The organism is Bacillus sp. ISL-55, assembly GCF_018613155.1.
Classification (GTDB): Bacteria; Bacillota; Bacilli; order Bacillales; family Cytobacillaceae; genus Mesobacillus.
This window is the reverse complement of record NZ_JAGGQU010000008.1, coordinates 12417-25573: the sequence shown is the minus strand read 5'-3', so window position 1 is coordinate 25573 and position 13157 is coordinate 12417. Positions and strand designations below refer to the sequence as shown.

The following is a 13157-nucleotide window of genomic DNA, read 5'->3' as shown; positions in this document are numbered from 1 at the left end:
GTTCTCTCTATATGTACGTTAATTTTATCTTTAAGAATAATACAATTAGGCAAAAAAAAGAAGCAGGATTACTCACCCTGCTTCGATAAAACCTTCTTTACTTTTCGTGTGAATTCTTTTCTGGGAATCAAGACACTGTGCTCGCAGCCTTCACATTTGATTCGGAAATCCATGCCAAGGCGGATGATTTTCCACTTGTTGGTGCCGCAAGGATGTGGTTTTTTCATTTCAACAACATCATTAAGTTGAAATTCATGCTCCAATTGTAAAACCTCCTTGTTTATTTACCGAATTCTTTCTGCTCTCCGCCTTCCTGGCGAGAGTACATGACCATTCTTGGGAATGGGATCTCAATTCCGTGCTCATCCAGAAGAAGCTTGATGTCCTTGCGAAGCTGTCTTCCAATATACCAGTGTTTCATAGGCACTGTTTCTGCGACAATGCGCAGTACAACCTCTGATGCACCAAATTGCTGTACGCCTAACAGCTCAGGTGTCTTCACCAGTTCCGGATACTTCTCAGTTGTGGTCTCAAGATATTGCTGCAGTACTTTTTCCGCGTATTCAATATCCCCTTCATAAGCAATTCCTATATCGAGAACCGAAACACTGTTATAAACCGAGAAGTTGGTGACTTCAACAATGCTGCCGTTAGGAAGAATATTGATTTCTCCCGTAAAGCTCTTTATTTTCGTCGTCCGCAGCCCGATTTCCTCCACAGTTCCCTCAAATTGTCCAATTCGTACATAATCGCCTACAGAAAACTGATCTTCAAAAATAATGAAGAAACCGGTAATAATGTCCTTCACAAGACTTTGTGCACCAAAGCCGACTGCCAAACCGACAATCCCAGCTCCCGCGAGCATAGCTTTGACATCGATTGCCATCGCCGCAAGAATGGACATGATCGCAATAAAATAAACAACGTACGTCAGCACATTTTCAAGCAATTTCATCAAGGTCGCTTCACGCCGTTCCGTAATCCTTAGCGGCCCTCTCGTCCTGACCTTGAAGAAATTACGGATCGCAATCTTTCCAACTCGAATGAACAAGCCTGTGATAATCAGGATCGCAATGATTTTCAAAACACTTTCCCCAATGGCAAACCAAAGGTTCTCATCCATCAGCTTTTGACTCATTTTATTAAAAAATGCTTGTGTCTTGGTTAGACTTTCTTCTGTTTTACTCATATTCTCACCCGCCTGCAAAATTCATGCTTACTTTAAGCTATAACAGAACCTCTTTATTTAATGCTCTTTTCTCAAACTTTATTGCTATTGAAGACAAAATTAGATTGAATTAGCTGTTTACCCTTGTAAAGAAGACGTTTTTATGAGAAAAGAGCATGTAAACTTTATACCGACCTCCGCAATAGGTATATATTCGTTAAAATCGGCTTTAGGATTTTAACAACAATCTTTACGAAAACAGCCTTATTAAACGTTATGTAACAAACTAGTAAGTTTCATACAAACACAATCATTTTATCAAGTTTTATAATGTAGTTAAAGAAGGCTGTTTCTGTAAGTTGATGCCATAACGTACTCAAAAGCATGCTGTCATTCTAATATAATATTATTCTAATATAATAGTATTATTTTCCGAAAGAGTCCAAACCATTATAAAGCCTTTTTAAAAAAATAAGTCATTATTCCTTTATAAATAGTTCACCACTCCAAAAGACCCTGTTTAAATCTTTCTGTTTACAGGTATGTATAGATTACAAAAAAAGTCCGTATACTGATAGTACGAATTTTTTAAGGAGTTGATCCAATGAATCTCAAAAACCATTTTTTCGAGCGGAAAAACAATGTGGCAAAAATTAACCATGAAGATGAACTGGCTGCCGAAAAGCTGGCTTCTGAAATCCTGGACCATTTGCCTAATTTCAGCACACGCCCAATTGTTTTTGTCTGTATTGGAACTGACCGCTCTACCGGTGATTCATTGGGTCCGCTAATCGGAACGCTGCTGCAGGAGAAAGAAATTGCACCATACCATGTATATGGTACACTTGATGATCCAATTCATGCTGTAAATATGGATGCAAAACTGGCCGAAATCAAACAAAAACACTTCAATCCTTTTATTATTGGCATAGACGCTTGCCTTGGCCGCTTAAAAAGCGTAGGCTCCATCCAGGTAGGCGATGGACCCGTCAAGCCGGGTGCCGGAGTGAATAAGGAGCTGCCTGAAGTCGGAAACATGCACATTACCGGCATTGTCAATGTCAGCGGGTTTATGGAATTCTTTGTATTGCAAAATACAAGATTGAACCTCGTTTTAAAAATGGCAAAAACGATCGCAAACGGTATTTTCGAGAGCAGTCAGCAGCTGCCGAAGAAACAGGATTGGCCAAAGTTAAATTGGGATCTTGAAGCTGAGCAGCCTACAGTTGCTGAATAATGTTAAAAATGCCTGGAGGCTATCCAGGCATTTTTCTATTCTTTTTGCTTGTCTATCCTTTTTGAAACAAAGAGTGTAACCAGGCCGATTAATAACGAAATAAGAAAAGGAACAATGAACCACCCTGGCATCACAATCGTCCAATAAAGCAAGTAAGCAGTTATCGCAAAGATCAAAATGCTAAGTATAAATAATAGACTGGAGAAAAACTCTTTCACGACGAACTCACCCCCAACATTAAATCCCGATCATATAATGTGAGATCGTGACAAGAACACCTGTTACAAGAATACCTGGCAGCAGGTTCGCAACCCTGATTTTTGTCAATCCAATCAGGTTCAAGCCGATGGCAAAAATCATGACACCGCCGGTTGCAGTCAGCTCAAGGATAAAGCTGTCCATCAATGCCTGCGGTATAAACTTATCTATTTGCGTCGCAAACAAGGCGATCAGTCCCTGGTACAACATGACGGGAATCGCAGAAAATAAAACGCCAATACCTAGTGTAGTAGTCAGAATTAATGCCGTGAAACCGTCAATAATCGCTTTTGTATAGAGGACGTCATGGTCACCGCGAATCCCGCTGTCGAGCGCGCCGATAATGGCCATTGCGCCAATGACGAAAATAAGCGTCGCCGTCACAAATCCTTGTGAAATACTGCCTTCCCCTTTTGACCCAAGCTTTCTTTCGAGCCAGTCCCCAACAGCATTCAGCTTATCCTCCAGCTTCCAAGCTTCACCTAGGACTGCACCAATCACAAGACTCAAAATAACAATCAGGAAATTGGCACTTTTAAAGCCCATTTGCAGTCCCAGTACCATAACCGCAAGCCCGATGCCATGCATGACTGTGGCTTTCATATTTTCAGGGATTCTCGTCAGAAGCCGGCCCAGCAAGGTCCCTATGATAATCAATAGCCCATTAACAATGGTGCCAAGTAAAAACATATTGTTCACCTATCTTCAGATTTTGTATGAATACACTTATGTAAAGGCTGTTTTCGTAAGATTGTTGTTAAAATCTTAAAGCCGATTTTAACGTGCTAATAGCTATTTTGTATGTCGGTACTAAGTTTGCAAGCTCTTTTCTCATAATATGCGTTGTTTTTGTGAAGAAGCTTAGGAATTCAATCCTATTTTGTAGTCAATAGCAACAAAGTTTGAGAAAAGAGCCTATGTAAAAAAAGAAGCCATCAATTTGATAGCTTAAGAGTTTTGCTGATCTAATAGTTCCAGAATTCGTTCTAAATCATCTTTCGAGAAAAATTCTATTTCAATTTTTCCTTTATTTTTGGATTGTTTGATGTTAACAGTGGTACCGAAACGTTCCCGAAGTGTTGTTTCACGCTCTCGAATGAAAACATCTTTTGTTACTTTCTCTTTTTTTGTTTCACGTGGAACAACTTCGTTCATCTGCTGGATCAGTTGTTCAAGCTGGCGGACATTCATTCCATCTTTTAGGATTTTATCCACAAGGATCGGCAGCTTGTCTTTCTTCCTTAATCCTAGAAGCGCACGCCCATGCCCCATTGAAATCTTGCCATCTGAAATGAGTTGCTGGATTTTAGGTGGCAGCGATAGCAAACGGATATGATTGGCCAGATGCGGTCTGCTTTTTCCCAGCCTTTTCGCTAACTCTTCCTGTGTAAGTTTCAGTTTTTCAATCAAAGTTTGATAGGCAATTCCCTCTTCGATTGGATTCAGGTCTTCACGCTGGAGATTTTCCAGTACAGCAAGCTCCATCATTTGCTGTTCATTCAGCTCACGGACGACTGCCGGCACGGTTTCCATCTTTGCTTCTTTTGCTGCCCGGAAACGCCTTTCCCCAACAACGATTTCAAAGCCTTTTATCGTTTTTCTGACGATAATTGGCTGAAGTATTCCATGTTCCTGGATTGATAACTTCAATTCTTCTATCGCTTCTGGCTGGAATACTTTTCGTGGTTGATAAGGATTTGGCCTTATTTCTTTGACGCTTATTTCCTGGACCTTCTCTTCTCTCTCAGCTTCCATGTTAAAGAAAGCATTCAATCCTTTACCTAAGCCTTTAGCCATTTGCAACCACTTCCTTTGCAAGATCTAAATAAACCTCTGCCCCGCGGGACTTTGGATCATAAATGATAATTGGCTCTCCATGGCTTGGAGCTTCACTCAGCCGGACATTCCGTGGAATGACTGTCTTGTACACCTTGTCCTGAAAGTACTTCTTCACTTCTTCGATGACTTGAAGACCAAGATTCGTACGTGCATCAAGCATGGTCAGCAGAACCCCTTCAATCTTCAAATCCTGGTTCAAATGCTTCTGTACGAGGCGAACAGTATTCAAGAGCTGACTAAGCCCTTCAAGTGCATAATACTCACATTGGACAGGGATTATGACAGCATCTGAAGCCGTCAAGGCATTCAGTGTCAATAACCCGAGAGATGGCGGACAGTCGATGATAATATAATCAAATTGATCCTTCACTTCCTCGAGAGCCCTCTTCAGGCGGACCTCCCTTGAAATCGTGGGAACAAGCTCGATTTCCGCTCCAGCAAGCTGGATCGTCGCAGGAATTGTATATAAATTTTCTACCGCTGTTGGATGAATGACATTTTTGGCTTCAACATCGTCAACAAGAACATCATATATGCATTGCTCAACATCCGCTTTTTCAATCCCAACACCACTCGTTGCGTTTCCTTGAGGATCCGTATCGACAAGCAGCACTTTTTTTCCTATGTATGCCAGGCACGCACCGAGATTCACAGATGTAGTCGTCTTGCCGACTCCACCTTTTTGATTCGCAATCGCAATGATTTTTCCCACATTGTCACCCTCTTTCAAACCCGTAAAATAATTAGAAAAGCGCAAGCGCCTTGATCAGCCCCGAAAAGCGCTGCCCGCCTATGACGCCACGTCCTGTGGCTGGCGGGTCTGGCACATCGTGTGCCTCGGAAGGCCTGGCAGTGAAGTCGCACTTTGACTTCATTGACAGGACTGAAATCGAAAAGNNCGACAAAGAAGCGCTTTTTGCTTCTGACGGCGGAGTTGAAGTTTCGGAGTTTCTAGGAGGCGACACAAAACATGCGACTCGAGGGGCTAGGCGCTGGAGCTAGACACATATCGAAGTAAACATGAAAAATTTAAATGGAGATTTAGACCTTCCCCGTCATCCATAAAGAATATCGGATGCCGAAAAAAGCAATCATGTATTCTATTTTATCATGAATTAAGACAGTTGATAGAATTTTTATGCAAAAGTAATAATCCGGTAATATGACAGGTCTATTAAATAAAAAAACACCTTTACCAGGCGACTGACGCGGTTGGATTTTTCCACAAAAAAGCGGGAGACAGCCTGTCCCCCGCTAGCAATCTATTATTTTTTCTTTGGTATGCGAATCGTGAATTGATAGAACTCTTCAAACTCTTCTTCTTCCGAATCGAGATTGATGCCGCTGTCGGAAACCATGGTCAGCGACTGGCGGATTGTATTAACCGCAATCCTCATATCTTTGCTGAATGCCTTCCGTTTTGGCTTTGGTTTTTCTTCATTTTGACTCAAAAGCTTGACGACGCGTTCTTCCGTTTGTTTGACATTGAGGGATTTCTCAATGACCTCTGCCAAAACCTGCACCTGCAGCTGAGGATTTTTCAACGGGATTAACGAACGGGCATGCCGCTCTGTGATTTGCTTGTTCAAAAGCGCATCCTGTACTTCTTGTGGAAGCTTTAGCAATCGCAGTTTATTTGCAACTGTTGATTGACCTTTTCCCAGTCTTTGCGCCAGGGCTTCCTGAGTTAGGTTATGGATTTCCAGTAATTTACCATATGCCATTGCTTCTTCAATCGGTGAAAGCTCCTCACGCTGGAGGTTCTCGATCAAAGCTACAGATGCCGTTTCGGAATCGGATAGGTTTTTAACGATTGCAGGAACCTCTTCCCACTCAAGCTTTTTCATTGCGCGCCAGCGGCGTTCACCTGCAATGATTTCAAACTTATCTTGATCGAATTCGCGGACGACGATTGGCTGGATTACTCCATGTATATGAATGGTACGGGCCAATTCTTCAATTTTTTCATCATCAAAAACAGTTCTTGGCTGGTATCTGTTTGGAATAATATGGTCAATCGGAATTTTCTTTATTTCTTCATGTTCTATGTTGTCAATATCCTCAACAGTCTGTTCTTCCACTTGGTCCTGTTCTTCCGCCTGGTCCCGTTCTTTTTCCTTTTCTCCAAGGCCAAAAAAGCGCGAAAAAGAAGGCTTCATCACCCTACACCACCTTTATGAACTCCCTATTACATATTCTCTATAAAAATGACAAATTCCTGCCTATAGATCCTATTATAAACTAAATTCATTTTTCCAAATAGACCAAAAAGCATGAGCGAGCACGGCCGGCATCTTTAATCACACACCTCCGGCCTTTTGACCAGAGGTGGTGCGACTAAAATATATACCTATTCAATCGGCGTTTTATTCGGAGTTCCAGGCTTTCTTGGGTACTTCTTTGGTGTTGGTTTTAGTTTATTGATGATTAAAATATTTCGTTCACTCTCTTCCACCGGCAATGTGAATGCATGGGCGGATTCTAGCTTTCCGCCTAGAACACTGATCGCTTTTTCACCCACCTGCAATTCCTCTCCTGCCTGGTTGCCCTTCATGGCGATGAATGTACCGCCAACCTTCACTAGCGGAAGGCAAAGCTCACTTAATACTGACATTCTGGCAACAGCCCTGGCCATAACAACTTCATATTTTTCACGATGGGCTGGGTTCTGTCCGAATGTCTCAGCACGATCATGAATGAATGTTGTTCCCTCAAGTCCCAATTCTTTCGAAAGCTGCTCCAAAAACGTGATTCTCTTATTCAAGGAATCGACAATTGTAACCTTGATTTCCGGGAATGCAATTTTAATCGGGATGCTCGGGAAGCCGGCACCGGCACCAACATCACACAAATTGAGCGGCTTATTAAAATCAAAATAAAATGCGGCAGAAATGGAGTCATAGAAGTGCTTCAAGTACACTTCTGGTTTTTCTGTGATCGCAGTCAAATTCATTTTTTCATTCCACTCGACGAGCATTTTATAATACGTTTCGTATTGCTCCATTTGCTTCAGGGAAAGCTCGATCCCCTTTTCAGCGAGCAATGCTTTAAATTGATCTGTATTCATAAGCCAACCCTTTCTGATGGTTACTACTTGATCCGTGCAATACGCCCTTGTTCCAAATAAACGAGCAGGATTGAGATATCTGCAGGATTCACACCAGATATTCTCGATGCTTGCGCCAATGTCAACGGACGTACTTCTTTCAATTTTTGGCGAGCCTCTGTCGCCAGTCCAGAAATGGCTTCGTAATCAATATTCTCCGGGATTTTCTTGTCTTCCATCTTCTTCAGCCTTTCAACCTGCTGAAGTGATTTCTCGATGTATCCCTCATATTTGATTTGAATCTCAGTCTGTTCCTCTGTTTCGAAATCAAGTTCGCCAGCTGCAGGAACGAGCTGCTTGATATGCTCATAAGAAACCTCAGGACGCTTCAATAAATCTGAAGCACGGATGCCGTCCTTCAATTCACTTCCGCCAAGAGAACGGATCAACTCCTGAACCTCCGCGGACGGTTTGATGATAATCGATTGCAGGCGTTTTTTCTCACCTTCGATTGCTTCTTTTTTCGCTAAAAATTTCTGGTACCTCTCTTCGGTAATCAAGCCGATTTCGTAGCCTTTTTCAGTCAAGCGAAGATCTGCATTGTCATGGCGCAAAAGCAGTCGGTATTCCGCTCTTGATGTTAACAAACGGTACGGTTCATTCGTTCCTTTAGTCACGAGGTCATCAATCAATACTCCGATATAGGCATCAGCACGGCTCAGGATGACTTCTTCCTTGTCCAAAGCCCTTCGGCCGGCATTGATTCCAGCCATGATTCCCTGGCCGGCAGCCTCTTCGTAGCCAGAAGTACCATTGATTTGTCCTGCAGTATAAAGATTTTTAACCAGTTTCGTTTCCAGTGTTGGCCAAAGCTGCGTCGGCACGACAGCATCATACTCAATCGCATAGCCGGCACGCATCATTTGTACTTTTTCCAGGCCAGGTATTGTCTGAAGGATTTTATGCTGGACCTCTTCCGGCAAGCTCGTAGACAATCCCTGCACATAAACCTCTTGAGTATTCCTGCCTTCAGGCTCCAGGAAGATTTGGTGGCGCGGCTTGTCATTGAAGCGGACGACCTTATCCTCGATGGATGGGCAGTAGCGCGGGCCAGTACCCTTGATCATTCCGGAATACATCGGTGAACGGTGAAGATTTTCATCAATCAGCTGATGTGTACTTTCATTCGTATATGTCAGCCAGCAAGGAAGCTGATCGGTGATGTATTTCGTCGTTTCATAGGAAAATGCACGATGGACATCATCACCAGGCTGGATTTCTGTTTTAGAATAATCAATCGAGTCGCTGTGCACACGCGGCGGTGTTCCCGTTTTAAAACGAACCAGGTCAAAGCCAAGTTCCTCAAGATGTTCCGAAAGCTTGATTGATGGCTGCTGGTTGTTCGGACCGCTTGAGTATTTCAATTCGCCAAGGATGATTTCCCCGCGCATATACGTTCCAGTCGTAATCACGACTGTTTTCGCACGATAAATGGCTCCTGTCTGGGTGATGACCCCCTTACATTCACCATCCTCCACGACCAGGCGCTCAACCATTCCCTGCACCAATGTAAGGTTCTTTTCATTTTCCAGCGTCTTTTTCATTTCATTCTGATAATCGAACTTATCAGCCTGGGCCCTCAGCGCACGTACTGCAGGACCCTTACCTGTATTCAGCATCCTCATCTGGATGTATGTTTTATCAATATTGCGGCCCATTTCGCCGCCCAAAGCGTCAATTTCCCGTACAACAATTCCCTTTGCAGGTCCGCCGATAGACGGGTTGCACGGCATGAACGCAATCATATCAAGATTAATGGTAATCATCGCAGTTTTCGCACCCATGCGTGCCGGCGCAAGTGCCGCCTCAACACCCGCATGGCCGGCACCAACTACAACCACATCAAAATTTCCGGCTTCATAACCCATCCTGCTGCCTCCTTTTTATGCTGCAATCAATCTCTATAAGTAAAAAGCATCTATCTAGTCCAAAAGCGCTACATCTCTATTTTCCGTATCATTATAGAAAGTTTTTCGAAAATAATTTTTATGTTTTTTATTTCCCTAAACAGAACTGCGAGAATAACTGGTCAATCAAGCTTTCATGCACGCTTTCACCTATTACTTCGCCAAGCAGCTCCCAGGAACGAGTCAAATCTATTTGGACAATATCAATTGGTGTTCCCATTTCGACACCGCTGATCGCTTCCTCAATTGAATGAACAGCCTGGTTGAGGAGTGCGATATGCCGGCTGTTCGATACATATGTCAGGTCGCCTGATTCAATACCACCTGAGAAGAACAGGCTCGAAATCGCTTCTTCAAGCTCATCGACACCCTCGTCCTCTAGCAAGGAGGTCGTCACGAGCGAATAATCCTTTGCAAGTTCTTTCACTGCATCCAAATCAATTTTTTTCGGAAGATCGGTTTTATTGACGATGACAATGACATCCATGCCTTCCACCGCTCTGAAAATGTTCCGATCCTCTTCCGAAAGCTCATCCGAATAGTTCAGAACCAGTAAAATCAAATCCGCTTCCTTCAAAACCTGGCGAGATCGTTCGACCCCAATCCGTTCGACGATATCTTCCGTTTCACGGATTCCCGCTGTATCAAGCAGTCTTAAAGGAACACCGCGGACGTTCACATATTCTTCGATGACATCGCGGGTGGTTCCTGGTATATCAGTAACAATCGCTTTATTTTCATGCACAAGGCTGTTAAGCAATGAAGACTTCCCGACATTCGGGCGGCCAACAATGACGGTTGACAGACCTTCACGAAGGATTTTTCCTTGCTGTGAAGTTTGCAGAAGCTTTTCCAGCTCCCCTTTTACATACTTCGCCTTTTCCAAAAGCATGTTATGCGTCATTTCCTCTACATCATCATACTCCGGATAATCAATGTTCACTTCCACATGCGCAAGAATTTCGAGAATTTCCTGGCGCAGCTTTTGAATGAGCCTTGATAGGCGTCCCTCCATCTGGCCAAGCGCCAGATTCATCGCACGGTCCGTTTTCGCCCTGATCAAGTCGATGACTGCCTCAGCCTGTGAAAGATCAATTCGGCCATTTAAAAAAGCCCGTTTTGTAAATTCCCCCGGCTCCGCCAGTCTCGCTCCCTGATTCAGAACAAGCTGAAGCACACGGTTTACAGAAACAAGACCCCCATGGCAGTTGATTTCGACTACATCCTCTTTTGTGAATGTTTTCGGCCCTCTCATAACAGAGACCATTACCTCTTCGGCAACTTGTCCAGTTTTCGGATCGATCAGATGGCCGTAATGGATTGTATGCGAAGCCACTTCACTAAGCCTCTTGCTGCCAACACCTTTGAAAAGACGATCTGCTATTTCAAAAGCCTGATCCCCGCTCAAACGGACTATCGCAATCGCACCTTCACCCATCGGCGTAGAAATCGCTGCAATCGTATCAAATTCCATTTGCTCACCCCACATTTCTGCAAAAAGATATATATATCAAAAGATTAAAGTTTGTTTTCTACAAATTACTAGAATACCACATCACTTTAGTGAAAAAAAGAAAGGAATCCTCGGAACTTAGAATTTATCCACAACTGATAAAATAAACTTATTTAATTTTAACTTATCCACATGTGAATAACAATAAAACCAAACGAGGAAATAAATGATTTTTAATTAGGTTGTGGAAAACAGAATTGAGAGTTGAGTGAACTAATAGAGGAAGTTGGTTACGAATTGTAATTTGAGTGAATTGGAGGAATAGATGGAGAAATGTGATTTGAATAAACTGGTAGCCAGCTGCTGCCTGGTGAACTGGAAAAAAAACATGATAATTTCCAAGTCGCCAATAAAATTTGATTTTCGCCAATATACTGTTCATTATCGCCAATAAAACTGTTTTTTCTCCAATATATTTGGTTTTTCGCCAATAAATTGTGAAAACCGCCATTAAATTATTTATTGAACATTGCTGGGTCGGAAAATACTATTGTTTCTACTCTTCTTGAGCCACTGTTGAGCTCAAAACTTTAAAATAAGTAATGAAAAACCCCGAACCAGCTCCTGGTTCGGGGTTTTTCATTACTTATTACTTCGAAGGCGCGATCACAATATGTCTATGTGGTTCTGTGCCATCGGAATAGGTCTTGATTTTCTTATTTTTCATTAATGCAGTATGAATCACTTTGCGTTCATACGAAGGCATAGGTTCAAGCGCGACGGTCTGGCCGGTTCTGACTGCTTTTTGCGCAAGGCGTTCAGCCAATTGCACGAGTGTATCATTCCTGCGCTGGCGATAGTCCTTGGCATCAAGCAACACAGTAGCATACTGTTCAGAATAACGGTTCACCACGAGCTGAGTTAAAAATTGCAAGGAATTCAGCGTTTGTCCTCTTTTTCCGATCAGCAAAGCGATTTTCTCACCAGACATCGTAAAGAGTACTGTTTTCCCTTCCTTTTTCACATCAATTTCAATTGGAGCTCCCATTTGCAAGCCAACCGACTTCAAATAATTTACGGCTTCTTCTAAAGCATCGATTTTCACTGTCACCTTGACGACAGCCGGTCGTACGCCGAAAAGTCCGAAAATCCCCTTTTTGCCTTCATCAATTACATCAATTTCTGTGCGGTCTTTGGTTGTTTTTAATTGAGCTAAAGCGGATTCTACTGCTTCGTCGACATTTTGTCCTGTAGCAGTTACCTGTTTCACTTTTTTGCTCCTCCCGCATTGCCGGCAGCAGTTGCCTTAAGATCCGGCCCTTTAATAAAGTAAGTTTGAACAATCATGAATAAGTTACCGACTACCCAGTACAATGAAAGTGCTGCTGGGAAGTTGATCGCGAATACAATGATCATGATTGGCATCAGCCAAAGCATCATTGCCATTTGCGGGTTTGCTTCCTGGCCAGCCATCATCATTTTTTGCTGGATGAAGGTTGTCGCACCTGCGACTAAAGGCAGGATATAGTATGGATCCGGTGAACCAAGGTCAAACCACATAAAGTTATGCTCCGCAATCTCCCGCGTTCTTGAAATCGCGTGGTAAAAACCAATCAAGATCGGCATCTGAACGATCAGCGGGAAACATCCTGCAAGCGGATTGACACCATGCTTCTGGAAAAGTGCCATCGTTTCCTGTTGGAGCTTCTGCTGGGTTTTTTGGTCTTTTGAACTGTATTTTTCTTTTAACTTTGCCATTTCCGGCTGCAATGCCTGCATAGCTTTGGAGCTTCTCGTTTGCTTTATCATAAGCGGCAAGATTGCCAAACGGATGATTAATGTAACAGCAATAATCGATAAACCGAAACTGCCTCCAAGCCATTCAGCCATCTTGACGATTAACAAGGACAATGGATAAACGATATATTCATTCCAAAAACCCTTGCTCTCCTCAGTGATTGGCTGGTCGTACTCCATACAGCCTGTCAGCAAGGTCATCACTAAAATCAAGCCCATTATCAATAATATTCTTTTTTTCAAGCTTCATTTCCTCCTAACTTCCCGTACGTTCATTTATTTTCAAAAGTTTGTCCCAAAATTTATGTACATTTAGCCTTATTATGGCAATGCAATCAAGAGTATTTTAACATCTTTTATAGGGAAGCGCTTTTAAAAATTACAATTCGGCA

13 protein-coding genes are annotated in these 13157 nt (G+C 42.8%); 1 reads left to right on the top strand and 12 read right to left on the bottom strand.

Annotated features, from left to right (window positions below; translation table 11 throughout):
• Positions 1-68 precede the first annotated feature (68 nt).
• Both J7E32_RS04185 and J7E32_RS04180 read right to left on the bottom strand, forming a co-directional pair.
• Entirely contained in the window at positions 69-263 is a 195-nt protein-coding gene (locus tag J7E32_RS04185) for a DUF951 domain-containing protein (protein WP_167830963.1), read from the bottom strand.
• A 17-nt stretch (positions 264-280) separates the two neighbouring features.
• Entirely contained in the window at positions 281-1189 is a 909-nt protein-coding gene (locus tag J7E32_RS04180) for a mechanosensitive ion channel family protein (RefSeq protein ID WP_214904047.1), read from the bottom strand.
• A gap of 583 nt (positions 1190-1772) precedes the next feature.
• Between J7E32_RS04180 and yyaC the strand changes: the two genes are divergently transcribed.
• Positions 1773-2405, top strand: coding sequence for a spore protease YyaC (gene yyaC, locus J7E32_RS04175; RefSeq protein ID WP_214904044.1), 633 nt, complete (start codon positions 1773-1775; stop codon positions 2403-2405).
• 35 nt (positions 2406-2440) lie between these two features.
• On the opposite strand, the gene J7E32_RS04170 is transcribed toward yyaC, so the two are convergent.
• The 10 genes from J7E32_RS04170 to spoIIIJ all read right to left on the bottom strand — a co-directional run bounded on the left by J7E32_RS04170 (position 2441) and on the right by spoIIIJ (position 13008).
• Positions 2441-2623: a hypothetical protein gene (locus J7E32_RS04170; RefSeq protein ID WP_214904042.1), complete on the bottom strand. Its 183-nt coding sequence runs from the start codon at positions 2621-2623 to the stop codon at positions 2441-2443.
• Between the two features lie 19 nt (positions 2624-2642).
• Complete coding sequence (locus J7E32_RS04165; protein ID WP_214904039.1) at positions 2643-3353, bottom strand: DUF554 domain-containing protein; 711 nt, start codon at positions 3351-3353, stop codon at positions 2643-2645.
• A 258-nt stretch (positions 3354-3611) separates the two neighbouring features.
• Positions 3612-4460 carry a ParB/RepB/Spo0J family partition protein gene (locus tag J7E32_RS04160; protein ID WP_214904036.1) on the bottom strand — a complete coding sequence of 283 codons (849 nt, stop codon included), beginning with the start codon at positions 4458-4460 and terminating at the stop codon, positions 3612-3614.
• Positions 4453-5214: a ParA family protein gene (locus J7E32_RS04155; protein ID WP_041965152.1), complete on the bottom strand. Its 762-nt coding sequence runs from the start codon at positions 5212-5214 to the stop codon at positions 4453-4455. The genes J7E32_RS04160 and J7E32_RS04155 overlap by 8 nt, the downstream gene beginning before the upstream one ends.
• Before the next feature lie 553 nt (positions 5215-5767).
• Positions 5768-6661 (bottom strand): nucleoid occlusion protein, encoded by an 894-nt coding sequence (gene noc, locus J7E32_RS04150; RefSeq protein WP_214904024.1) that lies wholly within the window; start codon positions 6659-6661, stop codon positions 5768-5770.
• Between the two features lie 191 nt (positions 6662-6852).
• The gene (gene rsmG, locus J7E32_RS04145) at positions 6853-7569 is read right to left on the bottom strand and encodes a 16S rRNA (guanine(527)-N(7))-methyltransferase RsmG (protein ID WP_214904022.1); all 717 of its coding nucleotides are present in this window, start codon (positions 7567-7569) and stop codon (positions 6853-6855) included.
• Between the two features lie 23 nt (positions 7570-7592).
• The gene (mnmG, locus tag J7E32_RS04140; RefSeq protein ID WP_214904020.1) at positions 7593-9476 is read right to left on the bottom strand and encodes a tRNA uridine-5-carboxymethylaminomethyl(34) synthesis enzyme MnmG; all 1884 of its coding nucleotides are present in this window, start codon (positions 9474-9476) and stop codon (positions 7593-7595) included.
• Between the two features lie 127 nt (positions 9477-9603).
• Complete coding sequence (gene mnmE / locus J7E32_RS04135) at positions 9604-10989, bottom strand: tRNA uridine-5-carboxymethylaminomethyl(34) synthesis GTPase MnmE (protein WP_214904018.1); 1386 nt, start codon at positions 10987-10989, stop codon at positions 9604-9606.
• 628 nt (positions 10990-11617) lie between these two features.
• Positions 11618-12238, bottom strand: coding sequence for an RNA-binding cell elongation regulator Jag/EloR (gene jag, locus J7E32_RS04130; protein ID WP_214904015.1), 621 nt, complete (start codon positions 12236-12238; stop codon positions 11618-11620).
• Entirely contained in the window at positions 12235-13008 is a 774-nt protein-coding gene (gene spoIIIJ, locus J7E32_RS04125; protein ID WP_214904012.1) for a YidC family membrane integrase SpoIIIJ, read from the bottom strand. The genes jag and spoIIIJ overlap by 4 nt, the downstream gene beginning before the upstream one ends.
• Between the last annotated feature and the right edge of the window lie 149 nt (positions 13009-13157).

Coding starts and splice junctions, on each gene's coding strand:
- noc (WP_214904024.1), bottom strand. CDS start 6,661: ATGAAGCCTTCTTTTTCGCGCTTTTTTGGCCTTGGAGAAAAGGAAAAA.
- J7E32_RS04160 (WP_214904036.1), bottom strand. CDS start 4,460: ATGGCTAAAGGCTTAGGTAAAGGATTGAATGCTTTCTTTAACATGGAA.
- mnmE (WP_214904018.1), bottom strand. CDS start 10,989: ATGGAATTTGATACGATTGCAGCGATTTCTACGCCGATGGGTGAAGGT.
- yyaC (WP_214904044.1), top strand. CDS start 1,773: ATGAATCTCAAAAACCATTTTTTCGAGCGGAAAAACAATGTGGCAAAA.
- mnmG (WP_214904020.1), bottom strand. CDS start 9,476: ATGGGTTATGAAGCCGGAAATTTTGATGTGGTTGTAGTTGGTGCCGGC.
- J7E32_RS04180 (WP_214904047.1), bottom strand. CDS start 1,189: ATGAGTAAAACAGAAGAAAGTCTAACCAAGACACAAGCATTTTTTAAT.
- rsmG (WP_214904022.1), bottom strand. CDS start 7,569: ATGAATACAGATCAATTTAAAGCATTGCTCGCTGAAAAGGGGATCGAG.
- J7E32_RS04165 (WP_214904039.1), bottom strand. CDS start 3,353: ATGTTTTTACTTGGCACCATTGTTAATGGGCTATTGATTATCATAGGG.